The following is a 21473-nucleotide window of genomic DNA, read 5'->3' as shown; positions in this document are numbered from 1 at the left end:
CGATGCGCGCGGTCACGTCGCCGCAACCAGTCCCAGTTCGCGCACCGCGTTCCACGCGGTGTCGCGCAGCGCATCGACGAGCGGCGACGGCGTACGGTACGCGAGCGCCACTTCGTATGCGAGCGGGCTGCCCGCATCCTTCAGTTCGCAGAACGTAATGCCTCGCGGCTGCATCGGCACGAACAGGCGCGGCATCAGCGCGACGCCGATGCCGCCGGCGACGAGCCCGGCTGTCGTCTGCATCTGGCGGGGCTGCTGGACCACGCGTGGCGCGAAGCCCGCCTGCGCGCACGCGGTCACGATCAGCGCGTGCATGCCGGGTCCGTGGTGCGCGGCAAACATGACCCACGGTTCGTCCGCCAGTTCGGCCAGCGCGATGCGGCGGCGGCGCGCGAGCCGATGCCCGTCGGGCAGCGCGGCCACCATCCGGTCGCGCAGCAGCGGCTCGACATGCACGTCGCCGGCGTCGGGCACCGGCAGCACGACGAGGCCCACGTCGGTGCGGTCCTGACGCAGCGCGAGCACCTGCTCGGCGGTCGTCCCTTCCTCGAGCTGAAAATCGACGTTGGGATGCCGTTCCTGGAACGCGCGGAGGATCAGCGGCAACAGCGCATTGACCGTGCTGTCGACGAAGCGTAGCCGCAGCGTGCCGCCGAGGCCGGCGCCCGCGCGGCGCGCGACGGCCACCGCGCGCTCGGCCTGTTCGAGCGCGCGCCTCGCTTCGAGCAGGAACGCTTCGCCGGCCGGCGTGAGCCGCGCGCCGCGATTGTCGCGTTCGAACAAGGCGACGCCCAGTTCATCCTCGAGCTTGCGGATCGCCGCGCTGAGGGGCGGTTGAGCCATGTGCAGCCGTTCGGCCGCGCGGCGGAAGCTGAGCGTTTCGGCCACCGCGATGAATTGGCGGAACTGACGCAAATCGATCATGCGATACCTGTTTCGTATCAAGACGTCATTGAATTCGTATTTTACCTATCGCTGCGCGTTGCCCACACTGCAACTGTCACCAAGCGTCAACTCCGAGGAAAGGAGGGCAGGTCATGACGGGCAACGAACAGCAACGCACGGCGATCGTCACGGGCGGGTCGAGCGGGATCGGTTTCGCGATCGCGAACCGGCTGGTGCAGGACGGGTATCGCGTCGCGATCGTCGGGCGCGATGCGGCGAGGCTGGAGGCGGCCGTCGAGCGTCTCGGCGGTGAGGCGATCGGGCAGGCCGGCGATCTGAGCGTCCGGCGCGACGCGGAAGCGGCGGTCGCCGCGATCGTCGCGCGATGGCCGCGTATCGACGTGCTGGTCAACAACGCGGGGCTGACCGGGCGCGTCGGCGCGGATACCGAAGCGGGGGAGGCCGAGGCCGTATGGGACGCGGTGCTCCATGCGAACCTGAAAAGCCTGTTCCTGACGACGATGGCCGTGCTGCCGCACCTGGCCGACCGTGCCGCGCGAATCATCAACATCGGTTCGATCGCGGCGCGCGCCGGCAGCCTGTTGCCGGGCGGCCTCGCGTATGCGGCCGCGAAGGCCGGCGTCGAAGGCTTCACCGTCGCGCTGGCGCGCGAACTCGGGCCGCGCGGCGCGACGGTCAATACGGTCGCGCCCGGCTATATCGCCGGCACGCGCTTGTTCGGCGATAGCGGCGTCGCACCGGCCGTCGCGGCGATGATCCGCGTGCAGACGCCGGCCGGCCGCGCCGGGCAGCCGGACGACGTCGCCGATGCGGTCGCGTGGCTCGCCGGGCCGCGCGCGTCGTTCGTCACCGGCGCGACGATCGCGGTGAACGGCGGCTGGCGCGTCGGATGATGCACGGCGCGCGGCCTGCGTGTCATGCGGAATCGATCGGCGGCTTGTCGCCGAGCCAGCGCCGCGCGCCGGGCCCGTTGCGGCCCGCGCGGTCTTCCGGGTTCGTCAGCTTGCAGCGTTTCAGCGACAGGCAGCCGCAGCCGATGCATTCGTCGAGGTTGATGTAGAGCCGCTGAAGCTCCTCGATCCGGCTCGCGACGCGCTGCTTCCAGCCGCGCGACAGCCGCTGCCAGTCCTTGTTGCTCGGCGCGGTGTCCTCGGGCAGGCTGACGAGCTGTTCGGCGATCTCGTCGAGCGAATAGCCGATCTTCTGCGCGAACACGATGAACGCGATCAGCCGCAGCACCGCGCGCGAATAGTGGCGATGGCTCGAGCCGTTGCGGTGCGACTTGATCAACCCGCGCATCTCGTAGAAACGCAGCGTCGACGCCGGCACGCCGCTGCGCGCGGCCACTTCGCGGATCGACATCAGCGGCCATTGCGGCGTTTCCTGGATACCCATGACACCCTCCGGGAAAGCTTGACTTGAAGTTAACTTCAACTTTTATGCTACGCGGCAGTTTAACCCGTCGCGAGGCATCATGTTCTCCTTTTCCCTACGCAGGACGCCGCCTTTCGGCGCCGCCTGCGCCCTGTTGCTGGCGTTGTCGGGTTGTCACGACGGCAAAGGCGCATCGTCGGCTTACCCCCTTCCCGAAGTCGGCGTCGCCACGATCGCGCCGCGTACCGTCCGCCTCGCGGACGAATTCAACGGGCGCGTCGAAGCGGTCGACGCGGTCGAACTGCGACCGCGCGTGAGCGGCTATCTGCAGCGTGTCGCGTACAAGGAGGGCGACGTGGTCGCGCAGGGCGCGCTGCTGTTCGAGATCGATCCGCGTCCGTACCGGATCGCGCTCGACCGTGCGAATGCGCAGCAGCAGCGCGCCCGTGCGGCGGCAAGCCTCGCGAACGTGCAGCTCAGGCGCGTGCAGACGCTGATCGATGCGCATGCGACGTCGCAGGAAGAACTCGACAATGCGCGCGCCACCGCCGAGCAGGCACGCGCGGATCTGCAGGCGGCCGATGCGGCCGTTGCCGATGCGAAGCTCAATCTCGGTTTCACCGAAGTGCGCGCGCCGATCGCGGGTCGCGTCGGCCGCGCGGTCGCGACCGTCGGCAACCTCGCGCGCGCGGACGACACGCTGCTGACGACCGTCGTGTCGCAGGATCCGGTCTACGTGTATTTCGATTGCGACGAGCAGAGCTACCTGCGCTACAACGCGCGGCGCGCCGATCCGACGCATCGCGCGATCGGCGCCGATCCGGTGCGCATCGGCCTCGCGAACGAGACGGGCTTCCCTCATGCGGGCACCGTCGATTTCCTCGACAACCGGCTCGATCCGCAGACCGGCACGATCCGCGCCCGCGTGCGGCTGCCGAACGCGGACCATACGTTTACGCCGGGGCTGTATGCGCGCGTGCAACTCGTCAGCGGCCGCGACCAGCACGCATTGCTGGTCGACGACAAGGCCGTGCTGACCGACCAGGACCGCAAGTACGTGTACGTGATCGGCCCCGGCGACAAGGCGCTGCGCCGCGACGTGACGATCGGCCGCGAACTCGACGGCGAGCGGATCGTCGAGAAGGGGTTGCAGGCGGGCGATCGCGTGGTGGTCGACGGCGTGCAGCGTATCTACTATCCGGGCGCGCAGGTGAAGCCGAAGGCGCTGCCCGCGCGCGCCGCGGCGGACCCCGGCGCCGGCACGCAGGCCGTGGCCGACGCCGGCGCGCCTGCCGCGCAATGACGGGAGCGATACGATGGATTTCTCCCGATTCTTCATCGACCGGCCGATCTTCGCGGTCGTGCTGTCGATCGTCATCTTCGCGCTCGGCCTGATCTCGATTCCGATGCTGCCGGCCGGCGAATATCCGGAAGTCGTGCCACCGAGCGTCGTCGTGCGTGCGACGTATCCGGGGGCGAACCCGAAGGAAATCGCCGAGTCGGTGGCCGAACCGCTGGAAGAGGCGATCAACGGCGTCGAAGGCATCATGTACATGAAGTCCGTTGCCGGTTCGGACGGCAGCCTGCAGGTCGTCGTGACGTTCCTGCAGGGCGTCGATCCCGACACGGCCGCGGTGCGCGTGCAGAACCGCGTGAGTCAGGCGCTGTCGCGCCTGCCCGACGAGGTGCGCCAGTACGGCGTGACCACGCAGAAGCAGTCGCCCACGCCGCTGATGTACGTGAGCCTCTATTCGCCGGACAACAGCCGCGATTCGCTGTACCTGCGCAACTACCTGACGCTGCACGTGAAGGACGAGCTGTCGCGCCTGACCGGCATCGGCGACGTCGGCGTGTACGGCTCCGGCGACTATGCAATGCGGCTGTGGCTCGACCCGAATCGACTCGCGTCGCGCGGGCTCACCGCGAGCGACGTGATCGCGGTCGTGCGCGAGCAGAACGTGCAGGTGTCGGCCGGCCAGCTCGGCGCGGAGCCGTCGCCGAAGAAGAACGACTTCCTCGTGTCGATCAACGTGCGCGGCCGGCTGCGCACGGCGCAGGAGTTCGGCGACATCGTGCTGCGCAACGGCGACGACGGCCAGGTCGTGAAGCTGTCCGACGTCGCGCGCATCGAGCTCGGCGCGGGCGACTACACGCTTCGCTCGTATTTCAACGACAAGCATTCGGCCGTCGTCGGCATCTTCCTGTCGCCGGGCGCGAACGCGCTCGACGTCGCGAAGGCTGTGTATGCGAAGCTCGACGAGCTGTCGAAGCGCTTCCCGCCCGGCGTCGCCTATCGTCCGGTGTGGGACCCGACCGTGTTCGTGCGCGAATCGATCCGCGCGGTGCAGCACACGCTGATCGAGGCCGTCGTGCTGGTCGTGCTCGTCGTGATCCTGTTCCTGCAGACCTGGCGCGCGTCGATCATTCCGCTCGTCGCGGTGCCGGTGTCGGTGGTCGGCACGTTCGCGTGGCTCTACCTGCTCGGCTATTCGATCAACACGCTGACGCTGTTCGGGCTCGTGCTCGCGATCGGGATCGTCGTCGACGATGCGATCGTGGTGGTCGAGAACGTCGAGCGCAACATCGCACAGGGTTTGAGCCCGCGCGACGCCGCGCACCAGGCGATGCGCGAGGTGTCGGGGCCGATCGTCGCGATCGCGCTCGTGCTGTGCGCGGTGTTCGTGCCGATGGCGTTCATGTCGGGCGTCACAGGTCAGTTCTACAGGCAGTTCGCGGTGACGATCGCAATCTCGACGGTGATCTCCGCGATCAACTCGCTGACGCTGTCGCCCGCGCTCGCCGCGAAGCTGTTGCGTCCGCACGGCGCGCCGAAGGATGCGTTGACGCGCGCGCTCGATCGCGCGTTCGGCTGGCTGTTCCATCCGTTCAACCGCTTCTTCGAGCGCAGCTCCGACCGCTATCACGGCGTCGTCGGTCGCACGCTGAAGCGGCGCGGCGTGGTGTTCGCGGTCTATGCGGCGCTGCTCGCGGCGACCGCGCTGCTGTTCAACGCGGTGCCCGGCGGTTTCATCCCGGTGCAGGACAAGCTGTACCTGTTCGCGGGCGCGAAGTTGCCGGAAGGCGCGTCGCTCGCTCGCACCAGCGCGGTCACCGAGCAGATGACGAAGATCGCGCTCGGCATCGACGGCGTCGAGATGGTGCCGGCCTTTGCCGGATTGAATGCGCTGCAGGGCGTGAACACGCCGAACATCACGAATTCGTACGTGATCCTGAAGCCGTTCGACCAGCGCCATCGCAGCGCCGCGCGGATCAACGCGGATCTGAACGCGCGCTTCGCGGCGGTCGATGGCGGCATTACCTATGCGCTGATGCCGCCGCCGATCCAGGGTCTTGGCAACGGTTCGGGTTACTCGCTGTATCTCGAGGATCGCGGCGGGCTCGGCTACGGCGAATTGCAGAAGGCGCTGACGGCGTTCCAGGCCGCGGTCGCGAAGACGCCGGGGATGAGCTATCCCGTCAGCTCGTACCAGGCGAACATTCCGCAGCTCGAGGTGAAGGTCGACCGGCTGAAGGCGAAGGCGCAGGGCGTCGCGCTGACCGATCTGTTCAATACGTTGCAGGTGTATCTCGGCTCGATGTACGTGAACGACTTCAACGTGTTCGGCCGCGTGTATCGCGTGATGGCGCAAGCGGATGCCGGCCACCGGCAGACGGCCGCCGACATCGCGAACCTGCGCACGCGCAACGCGAAGGGCGAGATGGTGCCGATCGGCTCGATGGTGACGGTCGGGCCCGCGTACGGTCCCGACCCGGTCGTCCGCTACAACGGCTATCCAGCCGCCGACCTGATCGGCGACGCCGATCCGAAGGCGATGTCGTCGTCGCAGGCGATCGCGAAGCTGCAGCAGATCGCGAAGGACGTACTGCCGCCCGGCATCACGCTCGAATGGACCGACCTCAGCTACCAGCAGGTCACGCAGAGCAATGCGGCGATCGTCGTGTTCCCGCTCGCGGTGATGCTGGTGTTCCTGGTGCTCGCGTCGCTGTACGAGAGCTGGACGCTTCCGCTCGCGGTGATCCTGATCGTGCCCGTCTGCATGTGCGCGGCGCTGTTCGGCGTGTGGCTGTCCGGCGGCGACAACAACGTGTTCGTGCAGGTTGGACTCGTCGTGCTGATGGGGCTGGCGTGCAAGAACGCGATCCTGATCGTCGAATTCGCGCGCGAGCTCGAGATCCAGGGCACGGGCGCGGTCGAAGCGGCGCTCGAAGCGTGCAAGCTGCGGCTGCGCCCGATCGTGATGACGTCGGTCGCATTCATCGCCGGCTCGGTGCCGCTGCTGATCGGCAGCGGTGCAGGCAGCGAGGTGCGGGCGGCCACAGGCGTCACCGTGTTCGCCGGGATGCTGGGCGTCACGCTGTTCGGGCTGTTCCTGACGCCCGTGTTCTACGTGGCGATCCGCAAGCTCGCGGGCGGCACGCCGGCCGTCTGGAGCGAACAGCACGGCACTCTCGAAGGAGAAAACCGATGAGCGCCGTTTTCCGTCTTTCCGTGCTCGCGATGTCGGTGACGCTGGCCGCCTGCGCGGTGGGCCCCGATTTCAAACGGCCGGATACGGCCACCGCCGCGCGGTTCGCGCGCGACGCTCACCCGGCGACGCAGCGCGACGGGGCGCCGGCCGATACACGGCCCGATATGCCGCCCGATGCATCGGCGGCGGCCGACGCCACGTTCTGGCGCGGCTTCGGCGATCCGACGCTCACGCAGTTGATCGATACGGCGCTCGCGGCGAACCAGGACCTGCAGGTCGCCGTATCGCGCTACGACGCGTCGAACGCGCTGTTGTCGCAGGCGACGTTCGATCGCTATCCGACGATCACCGCGAGCGGTCAGATCGGCCATCAGCTGACGAGCAAGGACCAGGCGTTCGGCGCGCCGCGCAGCCAGCGCGATACGCCGATGTCGAGCGTCGGCATCAATGCCGCGTGGGAACTCGACCTGTTCGGCCGCGTGCGCCGCTCGATCGAATCGCAGCGCGCGGAAACGGCTGCCAGCGCGGCCGACGTGCGCGCGGTGCGCGTCGCGATCGCGGGCGAGGTCGCGAGCACGTATGTCGACCTGCGCGGCTCGCAGGAGCGGCTGCGGATCGCTCGCGAGAACGCCGACAACCAGAAGCAGACGCTCGCGCTGATCAATGCGCGCGTCGGCGCGGGACGCGGCTCGGATCTCGATGCGGCGCGAGCATGCGCGCAGTACGAATCGACGACGTCGCGCATCGCGGTGTACGAAGCCGCGATCGGCGTCGACGAGCATCGGCTCGCGGTGCTGACCGGGCAGACGCCGGATGCGTTGATCGGCCGGTTCGATTGGCCGAAGACGGCCGCGCCGACCGGCACGCCGGTGCCGTTGCCGGCGCTTGTCGCCGACATCGATCCCGGCACGCCGGGCGACCTGCTGCGCCGGCGTCCCGATGTCGCGGCCGCCGAGGCCCGCCTGCATGCGGCGACCGCGCGCGTCGGCATCGCGACCGCCGACCTGTTTCCGCGCTTCACGCTGTCCGGCCTGCTCGGCAGCGCGACGAGCAGCTACGGGTTCTTCCGTGCGGGCAGCGACACGAACCTGATCGCGCTCGGCATCGACTGGTCGTTCCTCGACATCGGCCGCGTGCGTGCGCGGATCGCCGCGAGCGACGCGGAAGCGGTCGGCCAGCTTGCGCAGTACCGGCAGACCGTGCTCGGCGCGCTGGAGGAAACCGAGAACGCCCTGCTGCGGGTCGCCCGCACGCGTGACGAGACCGCGCACCTCGTGCGCGCGGCCGACGACAGCGCACGCGCCGCGCAGCTCGCGCAGGCGCGCTTCTCGGCCGGCGCGATCGACTACTACGAAGTGCTCGACGCGCAGCGGACGCTGCTGCAGGCGCAGGATGCGGCGGCCGACGGGCGGATGCGCAGCGCGGCGTCGACGGTCGCGCTGTACAAGGCGCTCGCGGGCGGCTGGCCGGCGGGCACGGGGCAGGGCACACAAGGCCCGCTCGCTCGGTCGGGGAGGTAGCGCGAGTAGTGCGGCGCGGCGGTCGTGGCGCCGCGTCGCGCGACGAAACGCTTGCCTTGCCGATCGGCGGGCAAGACGGATGCGATGGCAGGCGCATGAAAGGGCCGTCGTTCTCGCGGTAAAATTTAATTGCAACTGCAATTAAGCGAGAGGAACGACCTGACATGAACGCAACCGAACCCGATCTGTGGTTCTCGTTCGTCCGCGCGCACCGGACGATGATCCGCGAGATCGAGCGTCGCCTCGCGGCGGCCCGTCTGCCTGCGTATGCGTGGTACGACGCGCTGTGGGGGCTCGAAAGCGGACCCGACGGCACGCGCCGGATGCACGAACTGGCCGACGTGCTCGCGATCGAGCGCTACAACCTGACGCGGCTCGTCGACCGGCTCGAGCAGGAGGGGCTCGTCACGCGCACGCGTTCGGCGGACGACGGCCGCGCGGCGTTCGCGAGCATCACCGACAAGGGGCGGACGCTGCGCAAAAAGATGTGGAAGGTGTACCAGTCGACGGTCGCCGAGCTTTTTCTCGACCAGTTCACCGGCAAGGAGCGGGCGGCGATGGTCGCCGCGCTCGATCGTGCGACCGCTGCGGCGCGCGATGCGGCAGCCGACGCGAAGTAGCGGTACCCGGCGCACCGAGCGGCCACGCGTCGAGCGCCGAGCGTCGAGCGTCGAGCGGAGACGCTGCGCGGCCTTGCGGCGCGTGGATGCCGGGCGCTGTACGGGCGGACCGGGTCGCACTTCTGGATGTCCCTCCTTCGAGTATTGGCATGTCGCCGGCGCCGTCGGTTTCGACATAGGATTGCAATTGCAACGATTGTAGTTGCAACGATAACTCGATGACAAGGACCGCCATGACCTCGACGCACTCCCTCACGTTCTATACGGCCGACACGCCGAACGGGCACAAGATCGCGATCTACCTGGAAGAGGCCGGGCTCGCCCACGATCGCGTGCAGGTGAACCTGTCCGCCGGCGAGCAGCGCAGCCCGGCGTATCTCGCGATCAATCCGAACGGCAAGATCCCGGCCATCGTCGACCACGACGCGGGGCTCGCCGTATTCGAATCCGGCGCGATCCTCAGCTATCTCGCCGCGAAGACGGGTTGCCTGCAGCCCGAAATGCTGGCCGAGCGCACGGCGGTCCAGCAATGGCTGCATTTCCAGATCGGCGGGATCGGGCCGATGCTCGGCCAGCTGTGGTGGTTCCTGCGCGCATCGAAGACGGGCAATGCGGAAGCGATCGACCGCTACCGGAAGGAGGCGCTGCGTCTCTACGGGGTCGTGAACGGCCGCTTGTCGGAATCGGCGTATCTCGCGTCGTCGCGGTATTCGATCGCCGATATCGCGGCGTTTCCGTGGCTGCGCACGGCGGACGAGCTCGACCTCGACATTGCCGGTTTTCCGCACGTCGAGCGCTGGCTTGCCGATATCGCCGCGCGGCCGGCCGTACAACGCGGCCTGATCGCATGCCGCGCGTCGACGGCCGAGGCGGCGCACTGACATCGCGCGCGCCGTATGCGGCCATGATCGCAAACAAAGCGCGCGCTTCGTGTCATCCGAATGGACGAGAACGCTGCATGCGGCCGGCGTGCGGATTCGTGTGGCGGGGCGTCGTTCCGGCTGCTCGCCAGCGTGTTCATGCACGACGGCACGCCATGCGTGGTCGCGCGCCGCAGGTTCGGCGCAAGCTGCTGAGCGTCGAGTAGCGGCCGCACGGCCGGGGCGGCTATCCATCGGCGCTGGCCGTACGCAGGGTATCGCGCGAACCGATGCTTAGCATCGCGGCCGGCGGCCTACCGCGGCCGCCGCCCGGTCATTACGCTGGGGCGATCATTCACTCTGTCCGGAAGGTCGCCATGTCCCGGCTCGACTACACACTGCTCGGCCCCTGTCTGCTCGCCATCGCGCTCGACGCGATGGGATTCGGGCTCGTTTATCCGATGATGTCCGCGATCTTCAGCGATCCGCACGCGGGCATCCTGCCGGCCGACGCCGGCGCGCACGTGCGCAATTTCTATCTCGGTCTCGGCTACGGAATCTACCCGCTGTGCATGTTCTTCGGCTCGTCGCTGATGGGCGAACTGTCCGACCGCTACGGACGCCGCCGGATCCTGCTGCTGTGCGTGCTCGGCCTCGCGGCCGGCTACGCGATGATGGCGGCCGGCGCGTGGCACGCGAGCATCGCGTTGCTGCTGGCGGGCCGCGGGCTCACCGGCCTGATGGCCGGCTGCCAGGGCATCGCGCAGGCGGCCATCACCGATCTCAGCACGCCTGACACGAAGGCGTACAACATGAGCATCATGTCGCTCGCGTTCAGCGCGGGCGTGATCGTCGGGCCGGTGCTCGGCGGCGTCACGTCCGACCGGACGATCTCGCCGCTGTTCGACTACGGCACGCCGTTCGTGCTGGTCGCCGCGCTGGCGCTGATCTGCGCGTGCTGGACCTGGGCGTCGTATCGCGATTCCGCCGCGCCGCGCGGCGATACGCGCATCGATCCGCTGCTGCCGCTGCGGATCATCGGGGAGGCTGCGCGCCAGCGCAACGTTGCGTTCCTGTCGGCGGTGTTCTTCTTGATGCAGGTCGGTTACGGGCTCTACCTGCAGACCATCATGCTGCTGTTGCAGGCGAAATTCGGCTATACGAGCGCGCGGCTCGGGCTGTTCAGCGGCGTGATCGGCATCTGTTTCGTGTTTGGCCTGCTGTGCGTCGTGCGGCTGATGCTGCGCGTGTGGCGCGTGATCGATATCGCGAAGACGGGCCTGCTCGTCGCCGGGCTTGGTCAGATCCTGTCCGCGCTGTTTCCGCGCGAACCGGTGCTGTGGACGCTCGCGATGGTCGTCGGCTGCTTCGACATGGTTGCGTACACGACGATGTATACGGCGTTTTCCGACGCGGTCAGCGACGATAGGCAGGGCTGGGCGCTCGGCGTCGCGGGCTCGGTGATGGCGATCGCGTGGGTCGTGACGGGCGCGCTGACGAACCTGCTGCCCGTGCTCGGCGAGACCGGGCTGCTACTGATCGGCGGCGCGGGTTTCCTGCTCGGCTTTGCGATGATGGTCGTGTATGGCCGCACGCGGCCGGGTGCGCGAACGGCCGTGTTGTCCTAGGCGGGCTCGCACGTCCGTTAGCCTGCGCGCGGCGATGATCCGGCGGCCCCACGAACATCATCGCGCGATCTGCGCGGCGCGCCGTCGTACACGCGAGTTGGAAGAAGGCGGGCGCGGGGCGCGGCGCACGCATCGGTCCGTTGGCTGGCGGTATGCGGCAGACGAGCGCGATGGGGCGAGCATGGCCGGATGCATGGCATGACGTCGTGGTCGGAACGATGTCGTCGGAATGGCGGCCAAACGATATGTTTGACCGTAGCGCGGCTGCCGTGGCGCGTGATTCCGTGGCGCGGACAGCGCTCACGCTCGCGCGCGGTCCGGCTCCGGAACTTGATCGGTCGGAGCCGGACCGCAGCTTACCGCCACGAACCGTCGACGTAGACCCACACCGGCCCCTGCCGGCGCCAGTAGCCGGGCACCCAGCGGCGTCCGGGGCGCCGTGCGACCCAGCGGCCGGACACCCATATATAACGGCCGCGCTGCCAGCGCCAGTAGCCGTCCGTCCATATATAGCCGTGCGGCCGTGGCGGCGGCGGGCGACGGTCGTGGCGTGCCGGCGGCGGCGCGAAGCCGGGGCGATCCGCATACGGCGGGCCGCCGGGAACGCGGTTCGGGCCGGATGGCCGGTACACGGGCGGGGCAGGCTGGGCAGAGGCGGCACGCAGCCAGCCGGTGCCGACGAAGGCGGCGGTCAATCCGATGGTGCGCAGCAGCGAGCGTCGATTCATGGCGGTTCCTGTTCTGTATTCGAGGCCGCCTTACATTAGCCTGCCTGTACGCCCGCCGGGTTACGTGGACGGTCAAGGCTGTTACCGAGTGTCACGGCAGGCGCGAGCCGCCTTTCCTTTCCAGCGACTGACGGATCGCGCCGTGGACCGGCGGGCGTCCGCTGTTGACGGGTCGGGGACGCTTGGGAGGCGGATGGCCAATATTTGAGATTGGTTTGGGTAATAGTTACCGATTTGAGGCTGCCGAACCGAATCCGTTTGTTGTTTCTATGCAACCGTCAAGACGATGACATGTAAGAATGGTGCGATGAAAGCCTCCAAAAAGTACGCGTCAAGAAGTCAAAAACAAACGTTAAAACAAATACTTATGACGCGTCCCCACTTTCATTATTTCTAGTTCTGGAAAAGCTTATTTCTTTATTTGCGGATCGCTCCCCTAGGGTACACCCCTAAACTCACGGTTCCCAAACGGGCAACTATCCGGGCGCCGCCAGCAGGACCGATGGCGCTCCCGGGCGGTTGCAGACCGTTTATGAACAAGGTCGCGAGACCTGCCTCTTTTTAGAAGGGAGCTCCACGAATGAACAAGACTCTGATCGTTGCAGCAGCTGCAGCATCGTTCGCTACCGTCGCTCACGCGCAAAGCAGCGTCACGCTGTACGGCGTGCTGGACGCAGGCATCACCTACCAAAGCAACGTCGCCAGCAAGTCGCTGTGGTCGATGGGCTCGGGTATCGACCAGAGCCGTTTCGGCCTGCGTGGTTCGGAAGACCTCGGTGGCGGCCTGAAGGCAATCTTCACGTTGGAAAGCGGCTTCAACATCGGTAACGGCCGTCTGGGCAACAACGGTGGCATGTTCAACCGTCAAGCGTTCGTCGGTCTGTCGAGCCAGTACGGCACGGTCACGCTGGGTAAGCAATACGACGCAACGCAAGACTACCTGGCGCCGCTGACGGCAACGGGTTCGTGGGGCGGCACGTACTTCGCTCACCCGCTGAACAACGACCGCCTGAGCACGAACGGTGACGTCGCACTGAACAACTCGATCAAGTACACGAGCGCTAACTACGCTGGCCTGCAATTCGGCGGCACGTACTCGTTCTCGAACAACCAGAACTTCGGTAACAACCGTGCATACAGCGGCGGTCTGTCGTACCAGTTCCAAGGCCTGAAGCTGGGTGCGGCATACTCGCAAGCGAACCTCGGTGACGGTACCAACGCCAACGGCGCGACGAACATCGCTGCACAAGGCCGCGTCCGCACGTACGGTGCTGCTGCTGGTTACGCATTCGGCCCGGCGCAAGTCGGTGCTGCATGGACGCAATCGCGTATCGACAACCAAGCTGTTGGCGTTCCGTCGCTGCGCGCTGACAACTACGAAGTCAACGCAAAGTACAACCTGACGCCGGCTCTCGGCCTCGGCGCAGCGTATACGTACACGAACGCGAAGGTTAACGGTGGCAGCTCGCACTGGAATCAGTTCGGCCTGCAAGCTGACTACTCGCTGTCGAAGCGCACGGACGTGTACGCACAAGCTGTGTACCAGCGCGGTGCGAAGAACAACGCGTTCGGCACGTCGATCTACAACGGCGACAACTCGACGGCTCCGAGCTCGTCGATCAACCAAACCGCAGCAACGGTTGGTCTGCGTCACCGCTTCTAAGCGTGACGGGCGGGGTAACCCGCTCCGCAGCATCGAAAAGGCGCCTTCGGGCGCCTTTTTTTCGTCTGTGGAAATCGATGACGATAATCCGGATCGTCCGGATGCAAAAAAGCGAGGCTCATGCCTCGCTTTTGTCGTTCTGTGCCCGTATGGCGCGGCGCTGGCCGGCTGCTAGCTCAGCGCGTGTATTCGCCGTTGGCTTCCGGCTGGAAGACGATCGCGGCGACCTTCATCAGCTTTTCGGCGCCGCTCGGCTGCATCACCTTGACCATCTGGCCGCGCTGCGTGCCCAGCAACGCCATGCCGACGGGCGAGAACACGTTCAGGCGCCCGAGTTCGAGGTTGGCGGCGTCCGGATAAACGATCGTCCAGGTGGCCTGTTCCTGGGTTGCTTCGTCGAGCAGCGTGATTTGCGAGTTCATCGTGACGACGTTCGCCTTGATGGCGTCGGGCTGGACGATATCGGCGCGCTCGAGCAGCGTATCAAGCATCGTCTGAAAGCGCGGGTTGTGCTCGGCGTGCTTTTCGAGGCGAGCGACGTCGAGTTCGGTCAACTGGTAAAGGCGTTGTTTCATGGTGGTTCTCCAAATGATCGGCAGGGGCAGGCGTGGCGTGCCTATGAGGATCGCCCGGAGCCTGTCTAACCTGGCTCCGGGTGGAGACCGTGCGGTCAGATCAGGCGCCGGGCAGGGGCGAGCGGCACCTGGGCCGTGCGTCGAGCGAGGGGGTGCGCCGGCTGGCTGGCGCGCGCGCACACGCCGGCCGGGCCGGACTGCGAAACCGAAAGGGGCGCGAGCGCGTACATGATGGACGGAATATCGACTGGCGAATGAAACCTTACGATTCTACAACACAACCTTCCGGACATGTGATCTGGCTGTTGGCGTTTCGTCAGCGATTGTTGTGTAGGTGAAGCAAGTTGGGGCGGCCCTTTTCCGAAACAGTGGGCGATCTTTTCCAAAAACGCAACGCTGTATGTTCAAACTAAGGGTTTCCCCTTGGGGTGGCGCGCACTACACTGAATTCAATCGCTTCAGACAGTCCTGCCGAGGCGACGTCAAAACAGAACATATTCCGGAGGTAAATCATGAAGTCGATCATCTACGCAGCCATCGCCGCATCCGTTCTTGCCGCTCCGATCGCATCGTTCGCGCAGTCCGAGCAGGGGTTGACCCGCGCCGAGGTCAAGGCCGAACTCGTGCAACTCGAGCAGAACGGCTACAAGCCGCAGGCGAGCGATTCGCAATACCCGAGCGACATCCAGACCGCCGAGCAGCGCGTCCGGCCGAACCAGCCGATGCTCGCGCAAGCCGACACGAGCGGCTACGGTGCCGTGGCAACGGGTGCCGCGCAAGGCGGCCGCCGCGTGACGCGGGAAGCGCCGAATCCCGTGAATTCGGTCTACTTCGGTAACTGATCGAACGTCCCCCCGGGTCTGCCCGAGCGCACCGCTGAATTGACGAGACGCGCGCCAGTCGCGCGCGTCGTTCGCCCGCAGGAGCAGAACCTCCGTCGCCGCATGCCGGCGGCTTTCCGCCCAGACGCTGACGCGTTTGGGCCTTTTTTGCTGGGCGGATCAGGCGGACGTGACGCTCGGCGTGCCGTGGATGTAGTGCTCGAGCTGGCTGATCGTGAACTGCTGATCGGCAATCACGCTCTTCACGAGGTCGCCAATCGAGATGAGGCCGACCAGCTTGCCGCCGTCGAGCACGGGCAGGTGACGCATCCGGTGCTCGGTCATCAGCGCCATGCACTCGTCGGTGGATTGCGACGGTTCGACGTAGCGCACCTTCGCCGTCATGATTTCCTCGACGCGGGTGGCCTTCGACGAGCGGTCCTGCAGGACGATCTTGCGCGCGTAATCGCGCTCGGTGACGATGCCCGCAATGTCGTCGCCGTCCACGACCAGCAGTGCGCCGATGCCCTTTTCCGCCATCAGCTTGATGGCGTCGTAGACGAGATCGGTCTTCGTGACGGTGTAGATGGTGCGGCCCGAATCCGGCTTGGCCTTGAGAATCTGCGCGACAGTCGTGCTCATTCGCTTTCTCCGTGTGCAGGTCGATGCAGGGCAGGCGGGGCGTGCTGCGCGTCACCCGGTGAACCCAGTATAGCCGGGCGGGCGGCGGCAGTCGCGTGACGTTTCCAGATTAGCGGTAAACTCGCGTCACGCACCATCCACATAACTCCTACATTCCTGAAGTTTCGATTGAATTCATGATGTCTTCGCGTCCCCAATCGCCCACGCCGGGCAATGGCCAGGCCGACGAGTGCGTGACGCTCGTCGCCACCGCGTCGCTGCCCACGCGCTACGGTACGTTCACGTCATACGCGTTTCGCGTGTCGGGCAGCGATGCCGAACACCTCGCGCTCGTGATGGGCGACGTGACGGGCGAGCAGTCCGTGCTGACCCGGCTGCATTCCGAATGCCTGACCGGTGACGTGTTCGGCTCGTACCGCTGCGATTGCGGCGAGCAACTCGATCTCGCATTGCGTTACATCGCGGCCGAAGATCGCGGCGTACTGCTGTATCTGCGCGGCCATGAAGGCCGCGGCATCGGCCTGAGCAACAAGATCCGCGCGTACGCGCTGCAGGAGCAGGGGCGCGACACCGTCGAGGCGAACCTCGATCTCGGCCTGCCAGACGACGCTCGCGAATACGACTCGGCCGCCGCGATCCTGCGCATCCTCGGCGTGACGTCGGTGCGGCTGATGAGCAACAATCCGAAGAAGTTCGATACGCTCGTGAAGCACGGCATTCCCGTTTGCGAGCGCGTGGCGCTCGCGGTGCCCGTGCGCGAGGAAAACGAACGTTATATCCGCACGAAGCAGACGAAGTTCGGGCATTACTTCGAGGAAAACGAGTAACCCGAGCAGGCGTGCCAGCGCCTGTTTCTCGTCACCCATTCTTCCGATCGTCGCCGCGACATGCGACGATCGCGATTTCTTCCTCATTCGTTCCGGTTCCGGGTTCGTGACGTCATCTGAATTGCGCCCGCCGCCCATCTGCTCTGCACGCCCATGACGACCACGCCATTCAGGATCGAAACCGAACGCCTGACGCTGCGCCGCTGGCGAACCACGGATGCGGAAGCGCTATCGGCGATGCATGCGGATCCGGACGTGACCGCGTGGCTCGCGCGCGGCCCGATGTCGATCGACGAGGCGGGTAACGTCATTGCGCGCTTCGACGCGCATGTCGATGCGCACGGCTTTGGCGCGTGGGCAGTCGAGCGTCGCGCCGATGCGTTGCTGGTCGGCGTTTGCGGCCTGTCGTATGAGGCACGCGCAACGCATCCGATGGCGCCCTGCGTCGAGATCATGTGGCGACAGGCGCGCCATGCGTGGGGGCATGGCTACATGGGCGAAGCGGCCGCAGCCGCATTGGCCGACGGGTTCGACCGGATCGGGCTCGGCGAGATCTTCGCGTGGACGGCCGACGCCAACCTGCGATCGCAACAGGTGATGCAACGGCTCGAGATGCTGCGCCAGCCCGCGCGCGATTTCGACCATCCCGCGTTGCCGGAAGGGCACCCGCTGCGACGGCATGTCGTTTACGTCGCCCGCTCCGTCAGCCGTGCCGGCGTGTAACGGCTCCGCGCGCGTGCCCGTCAGCGCCACGTGCCGTTCTGCAACACGATCCTATAGCCGTCGGCATCCTCGAAGGTCTGGCCTGATATTTCCCAGTATGGATTGAACGACGTCACCGGCATGAAGCCGTGTGCGGTCGCGCGCTCGCAGGCGGTTTCCCATTCCGGACGATCGGGCAGATAGAACACGATCAGATCCTCGGGTGTCGGCGATGGCGCGATCGGATGGTCGGGGCAGTGCGTGAACTCGAAGTGATAGTCGAGGCCTTCGCGTCCGAGCATCACGCCGGAAAAGCCGTCGTGATCTTCGAAGCGAGCCAGTACGGACAGATCCAGTGCGTCGCGATACATGCGCTCGGTGCGGGCGAGGTTGCTGACCGGGCGGGCAATGCGCAGATGGGCGTGCAAGATGGCCTCGGCGGGAAGTGGCGGGCCGCTCAATGATAAGCCGTCCGATCGCGATTGCGCGAGGCGAGCGGGCCGCGCTTCGGGCGATACTTGGCGTATCGAACGATATCGATTCGATACGGCCAAGCGAATCGAATGGTGTCGACTCTCATCTCGCGAAAGAAAAAAGCATGACGCTTCTCGATTCCATGTGGGCACGCCGCGTCGCAGCGGCCACTCGTCGGCAAGACATTCGAATTCATGCGTTCGGCACCGCCTGTCGCACGACGTGCGGATACGCGCATGCTGGGTGGGAGGTGACGAATGGGTAAGCCCGATTTTCGTCGACCGGTTGCCGGACCTTATCGTCAGTCGCGATGGGCGGCTGGAGTTGAGGCCGCCTTCGGGTGGGTGGCAAGGGGGACGTTGGTGCTGGCCGGCTTGGCGCTGGTCGCGTTGGCGGCGCTGACGGGCGACGTCGGTGCCCTGACGGACCTGCCGACGACCCGGAAGGGCTGGCTGTACCTGCTGCTGGCGCTTGTCGTCGCGGTCGCGCTGATATTTGCGGTGCGCCACTACTGGCTGCGGCCGACTGGTATGCATCCAGCGGGCTAGCCACACGGGGAAGATGATGCGCCCCCACAAACGTTCAGGCAATAAAAAAGCCCGCTGCTTGAGCGGGCTGAATCCATGTTTGGAGACATGGAGGAGACAGACGTAAATTTAAGGGAAAACCCGGACGTTTGCAAGCCCTCGTTGTATCCGCACAACTTACCGCCGCGCAGATCGCCGCGCAGCGGCACGGCCTCATTCACATGCCGCCGGCCCGTGCATGCGCCGCAAACGCGCCAAACCGCTCTTGCGCGACGGGGAGCGCGTATTTGCTGCGCATTTCCGTCTCGATCCATGCACACGCCTCGCGTGCGCAGTCGGTCAATGCGTGCCGCGTCGCATGCCCGTCGATGTCGTAGACGAAACGCACGCCGACCTCGTCGTCGTCGACCTGTCGCTCGAGCTGATTGAGCTGCAGTTGCGGCCCATGCTGTTGGGACAGCGCGCGCAATTCGTCGAAGTGATATTCGAGCCAGTCCGCGAAGAACAGCGCGTCGCTGTGGCTGGGCAGGCGGAAAGCTGCGCTGCGCGACGGGCGCGCTGCGATTTCGCCGGGCGCCGCATGCGGTTCCCGGGCCGAGGCGACGGGCGCGAGCGGCTGCCGCATCTGTCGGTACGGCTCGCGATCGCGCAATGCGTGCCACAGCAATTCGTCGCCCGCCGCGCCGGACGGCTGCATCGTCAGGTCGTGCCGGCCGTCGCCGGTCGCGGCGATGTCGCGGATCACGAGACGCAGCGAGCACAACGGCTCGTCCGCAACCAGCAGGGTGGCCGGGCGCGGCAGCCCGCACACGAGCGGCGCGGCGCCGGCTGCCCGAAACACGAGCCCGCGGCGGTCGAGCCGTACGAGCGGCAACGGCCTCGGAAACGCCGGATAGGCGACCGCGATGCCGGCGCCGCTGGCGTTCGTCAACCGCGGCATCATCGCGCGAAAGACCTGGGACTGGTCCACGTTGGTTCTCCTTCGTTACGATGCCGCCCGGACGGAAACGTGCGTTCCGGCTCAGGCGGCGATAGCTTGCCGGGCAGTCTGCCCCGGCTCGATTCCTAGTGCCGCAAACGTTTGCGAGTCGATGTCGATCCAGCACGCGACCACCAGACGTCCGTCGACCTGCTTCGGCGGGCCTGCGCGGTGCGCGTGTATGCCGATCCGGCGGAACAGCCGCTCCATGCTCGCGAACGTCACGCCGATCAACTGCCGCGCACCGAGCTGCGCCGCGCATTCGACGACGGCCGCGAGCATCGGGCGCACGGCCCATTCGGCATTGCCGGGCCCGCCTTCGTCGTCGGTCGCCGCGAATCGGGACAGTTCCCACACGGCGGCCGATTCCGGCAGCGGCATGTCCTCGGCGACCAGGTCGGCGAACAGCGACTTCAGCAGATACGGACGCGTCGTCGGCAGCAGGCGCGCGCAGCCGCACATGTCGCCGTCGGCGTTGCGCGCGAACACGTAGACGGTATCGTCGCGATCGAACTGGTCGCGCTCGAAACTTTCGTTCGCCGACGGGAGCGCCCAACCGAGCTGTTCGACGAACACACGGCGCCGATAGCGCCCTAGATCCGCCGCGAGTTCGTGTGATAACCGCCCTTCCTCGTGAACGAAGGTCTGCATGGATGTCCTCGGATCTGTGCTTTTGTATGCACGCATTACAGCGCGCGGCACGAGGAGCCTGTAACTGGTAACTCTTACAGGGTGATGGCGTAAAGACGCCATTTGCGCGGTGGTAACGGTTTCTTGATCGACGGGATTGAAAACCGGGCCGCTTTTGCTTATAAAGAGCGCCAGTCTTGCAAAATTGTCAGAGGAATGCGCAGCCGGTTGTCACTGGAGCGTGGGCCCGGCATGATAGGCGTCGTCGTGCCCGAGGAGGGCCGACGCGACCGCGGCGGGCCAGTCGATGGCGGCGAGCCGCGCGGCGAGCGCGGCGGCCGTGCGGAACATGCCGATGTCGGCGCCCTTGGCGTCGACGGCCATCACGTTGCTGCGGACGTCGCCGCCCGCGATCACGAACGTGCCCGTCGCACGTTCGAGGTACCAGTCCCAGCCGACCGTCACGTAGGCGACGCCGGCACCGGCCGCGCGATGCCATTCGGTATAGCCGGCGAGGCGGGCGTCGATCGCGTTGTCGTGCAGTTCGGCCAGCAGCGAGGGGTCGAGGCCGCTCGCGACATGGTCGAGCACAAGCGCGGCCAGTGCGCTTTCTGACAGGCGTACGTAGCCGTCCGGGGACGGGCCGGGGACTGGGTGCAGCAAGGGTGAAGTCATGCGCGGAATGTATCAGCCTCGAACGGGTGCTGGAACCTGACAAGTATGACAGCGTGACGTTGTCGGAGAAAGAATGGAACTGCGCTGGCAGGATGCCTACCAACAATTCAGCGCCGCGGAAGACGAGCAGCAGCTCTTCCAGCGGATCGCCGCCTATTCCAGGCGGCTGGGATTCGAATATTGCTGTTACGGCATTCGCGTACCGCTGCCCGTTTCGAAGCCCGCGGTCGCCATCTTCAATACCTACCCGGAAGGCTGGATGGCGCACTATCAGGCGCAGAACTATATCGAGATCGACTCGACGGTTCGCGACGGCGCACTCAGCACCAACATGATCGTCTGGCCGGACGTCGACAACATCGACCCATGTCCGCTGTGGCAGGACGCGCGCGATTTCGGGTTGTCGGTGGGCGTCGCGCAATCGAGCTGGGCGGCGCGCGGCGCGTTCGGCCTGTTGAGCATCGCCCGTCATGCCGACCGGCTGACGCCGGCCGAGATCAACATGCTGACGCTGCAGACGAACTGGCTCGCGAACCTGTCGCATTCGCTGATGAGCCGCTTCATGGTGCCGAAGCTGTCGCCCGCGGCGGGCGTCACGCTGACCGCGCGCGAGCGCGAGGTGCTGTGCTGGACGGCCGAGGGCAAGACCGCGTGCGAAATCGGCCAGATCCTCAGCATCTCGGAGCGGACGGTCAACTTCCACGTGAACAACATCCTCGATAAGCTCGGCGCGACCAACAAGGTCCAGGCGGTCGTCAAGGCGATCTCGGCCGGCCTCATCGAACCACCTTGACGTGACGTCGCGCGACGGTGGCGCCGGATGCGGCGGCCG

General features: G+C 66.4%; 22 protein-coding genes and 1 pseudogene. 14 read left to right on the top strand and 9 right to left on the bottom strand.

The annotated features are described in order from the left end of the window. Positions 1 to 12: 12 nt before the first annotated feature. Positions 13 to 924, bottom strand: a complete 912-nt coding sequence (locus tag CFB49_RS24250) for a LysR family transcriptional regulator (protein WP_089492530.1) — start codon at positions 922 to 924, stop codon at positions 13 to 15. A gap of 113 nt (positions 925 to 1037) precedes the next feature. On the opposite strand from CFB49_RS24250, the gene CFB49_RS24245 reads away from it, so the two are divergent. Beyond that, complete coding sequence (locus CFB49_RS24245) at positions 1038 to 1799, top strand: SDR family NAD(P)-dependent oxidoreductase (protein ID WP_089492529.1); 762 nt, start codon at positions 1038 to 1040, stop codon at positions 1797 to 1799. Positions 1800 to 1821: 22 nt separating this feature from the next. Here CFB49_RS24245 and soxR read toward each other — a convergent pair whose 3' ends face one another. Then, the gene (gene soxR, locus CFB49_RS24240; RefSeq protein ID WP_069619294.1) at positions 1822 to 2301 is read right to left on the bottom strand and encodes a redox-sensitive transcriptional activator SoxR; all 480 of its coding nucleotides are present in this window, start codon (positions 2299 to 2301) and stop codon (positions 1822 to 1824) included. Between the two features lie 79 nt (positions 2302 to 2380). Between soxR and CFB49_RS24235 the strand changes: the two genes are divergently transcribed. The 7 genes and pseudogenes from CFB49_RS24235 to CFB49_RS37175 all read left to right on the top strand — a co-directional run. After that, positions 2381 to 3583 carry an efflux RND transporter periplasmic adaptor subunit gene (locus CFB49_RS24235; RefSeq protein ID WP_089492528.1) on the top strand — a complete coding sequence of 401 codons (1203 nt, stop codon included), beginning with the start codon at positions 2381 to 2383 and terminating at the stop codon, positions 3581 to 3583. A gap of 13 nt (positions 3584 to 3596) precedes the next feature. Then, positions 3597 to 6770: an efflux RND transporter permease subunit gene (locus tag CFB49_RS24230; RefSeq protein ID WP_089492527.1), complete on the top strand. Its 3174-nt coding sequence runs from the start codon at positions 3597 to 3599 to the stop codon at positions 6768 to 6770. Continuing rightward, a complete protein-coding gene (locus tag CFB49_RS24225; protein WP_089492526.1) occupies positions 6767 to 8290 on the top strand; it encodes an efflux transporter outer membrane subunit in 1524 nt (507 codons plus the stop codon). The genes CFB49_RS24230 and CFB49_RS24225 overlap by 4 nt, the downstream gene beginning before the upstream one ends. Before the next feature lie 164 nt (positions 8291 to 8454). Next, positions 8455 to 8910: a MarR family winged helix-turn-helix transcriptional regulator gene (locus CFB49_RS24220; RefSeq protein WP_089436753.1), complete on the top strand. Its 456-nt coding sequence runs from the start codon at positions 8455 to 8457 to the stop codon at positions 8908 to 8910. A 233-nt stretch (positions 8911 to 9143) separates the two neighbouring features. Beyond that, entirely contained in the window at positions 9144 to 9791 is a 648-nt protein-coding gene (locus CFB49_RS24215) for a glutathione S-transferase family protein (protein WP_089492525.1), read from the top strand. Between the two features lie 356 nt (positions 9792 to 10147). Then, the gene (locus CFB49_RS24210; protein ID WP_089492524.1) at positions 10148 to 11398 is read left to right on the top strand and encodes an MFS transporter; all 1251 of its coding nucleotides are present in this window, start codon (positions 10148 to 10150) and stop codon (positions 11396 to 11398) included. Positions 11399 to 11426: 28 nt separating this feature from the next. Then, positions 11427 to 11513, top strand: a pseudogene (locus CFB49_RS37175) (winged helix-turn-helix transcriptional regulator); the annotation flags it as partial. Positions 11514 to 11754: 241 nt separating this feature from the next. On the opposite strand, the gene CFB49_RS24205 reads toward CFB49_RS37175, so the two are convergent. Continuing rightward, positions 11755 to 12126: a YXWGXW repeat-containing protein gene (locus CFB49_RS24205; protein WP_089436750.1), complete on the bottom strand. Its 372-nt coding sequence runs from the start codon at positions 12124 to 12126 to the stop codon at positions 11755 to 11757. Positions 12127 to 12706: 580 nt separating this feature from the next. Between CFB49_RS24205 and CFB49_RS24200 the strand changes: the two genes are divergently transcribed. After that, entirely contained in the window at positions 12707 to 13789 is a 1083-nt protein-coding gene (locus tag CFB49_RS24200) for a porin (protein ID WP_089492523.1), read from the top strand. A 176-nt stretch (positions 13790 to 13965) separates the two neighbouring features. Here the strand turns inward: CFB49_RS24200 and CFB49_RS24195 are convergent, their stop codons facing one another. Continuing rightward, positions 13966 to 14364 (bottom strand): GreA/GreB family elongation factor, encoded by a 399-nt coding sequence (locus tag CFB49_RS24195; protein WP_006486027.1) that lies wholly within the window; start codon positions 14362 to 14364, stop codon positions 13966 to 13968. Positions 14365 to 14876: 512 nt separating this feature from the next. Here CFB49_RS24195 and CFB49_RS24190 point away from each other — a divergent pair. Then, complete coding sequence (locus CFB49_RS24190) at positions 14877 to 15206, top strand: DUF4148 domain-containing protein (RefSeq protein WP_089492522.1); 330 nt, start codon at positions 14877 to 14879, stop codon at positions 15204 to 15206. Positions 15207 to 15365: 159 nt separating this feature from the next. On the opposite strand, the gene CFB49_RS24185 is transcribed toward CFB49_RS24190, so the two are convergent. Further along, positions 15366 to 15827, bottom strand: coding sequence for a CBS domain-containing protein (locus CFB49_RS24185; RefSeq protein WP_069619283.1), 462 nt, complete (start codon positions 15825 to 15827; stop codon positions 15366 to 15368). Positions 15828 to 16003: 176 nt separating this feature from the next. Here CFB49_RS24185 and ribA point away from each other — a divergent pair, with 176 nt between their 5' ends. Next, entirely contained in the window at positions 16004 to 16654 is a 651-nt protein-coding gene (ribA, locus tag CFB49_RS24180) for a GTP cyclohydrolase II (RefSeq protein WP_006480964.1), read from the top strand. A 153-nt stretch (positions 16655 to 16807) separates the two neighbouring features. After that, on the top strand, positions 16808 to 17377 hold the full coding sequence (locus CFB49_RS24175) for a GNAT family N-acetyltransferase (RefSeq protein ID WP_089492521.1): 570 nt from the start codon (positions 16808 to 16810) through the stop codon (positions 17375 to 17377). A 20-nt stretch (positions 17378 to 17397) separates the two neighbouring features. Here the strand turns inward: CFB49_RS24175 and CFB49_RS24170 are convergent, their stop codons facing one another. Further along, complete coding sequence (locus tag CFB49_RS24170) at positions 17398 to 17784, bottom strand: VOC family protein (protein ID WP_089492520.1); 387 nt, start codon at positions 17782 to 17784, stop codon at positions 17398 to 17400. Between the two features lie 303 nt (positions 17785 to 18087). Here CFB49_RS24170 and CFB49_RS24160 point away from each other — a divergent pair, with 303 nt between their 5' ends. Further along, the gene (locus CFB49_RS24160) at positions 18088 to 18378 is read left to right on the top strand and encodes a hypothetical protein (protein ID WP_089436743.1); all 291 of its coding nucleotides are present in this window, start codon (positions 18088 to 18090) and stop codon (positions 18376 to 18378) included. Between the two features lie 196 nt (positions 18379 to 18574). Here the strand turns inward: CFB49_RS24160 and CFB49_RS24155 are convergent, their stop codons facing one another. The 3 genes from CFB49_RS24155 to CFB49_RS24145 all read right to left on the bottom strand — a co-directional run bounded on the left by CFB49_RS24155 (position 18575) and on the right by CFB49_RS24145 (position 20641). After that, positions 18575 to 19327, bottom strand: coding sequence for a hypothetical protein (locus CFB49_RS24155; RefSeq protein WP_179234940.1), 753 nt, complete (start codon positions 19325 to 19327; stop codon positions 18575 to 18577). Positions 19328 to 19378: 51 nt separating this feature from the next. Continuing rightward, a complete protein-coding gene (locus CFB49_RS24150) occupies positions 19379 to 19987 on the bottom strand; it encodes an acyl-homoserine-lactone synthase (RefSeq protein WP_069619278.1) in 609 nt (202 codons plus the stop codon). Between the two features lie 210 nt (positions 19988 to 20197). Next, positions 20198 to 20641: a DUF4902 domain-containing protein gene (locus CFB49_RS24145; protein WP_069619277.1), complete on the bottom strand. Its 444-nt coding sequence runs from the start codon at positions 20639 to 20641 to the stop codon at positions 20198 to 20200. A 73-nt stretch (positions 20642 to 20714) separates the two neighbouring features. Between CFB49_RS24145 and CFB49_RS24140 the strand changes: the two genes are divergently transcribed. After that, positions 20715 to 21434, top strand: a complete 720-nt coding sequence (locus CFB49_RS24140) for an autoinducer binding domain-containing protein (protein ID WP_069619276.1) — start codon at positions 20715 to 20717, stop codon at positions 21432 to 21434. Positions 21435 to 21473: the final 39 nt, after the last annotated feature.

Source organism: Burkholderia sp. AU17457 (genome assembly GCF_002223255.1).
Taxonomy (GTDB): Bacteria; Pseudomonadota; Gammaproteobacteria; order Burkholderiales; family Burkholderiaceae; genus Burkholderia; species Burkholderia sola.
The sequence above is the reverse complement of the archived record's forward strand: the minus strand, read 5'-3'. Positions and strand labels throughout refer to the sequence as shown.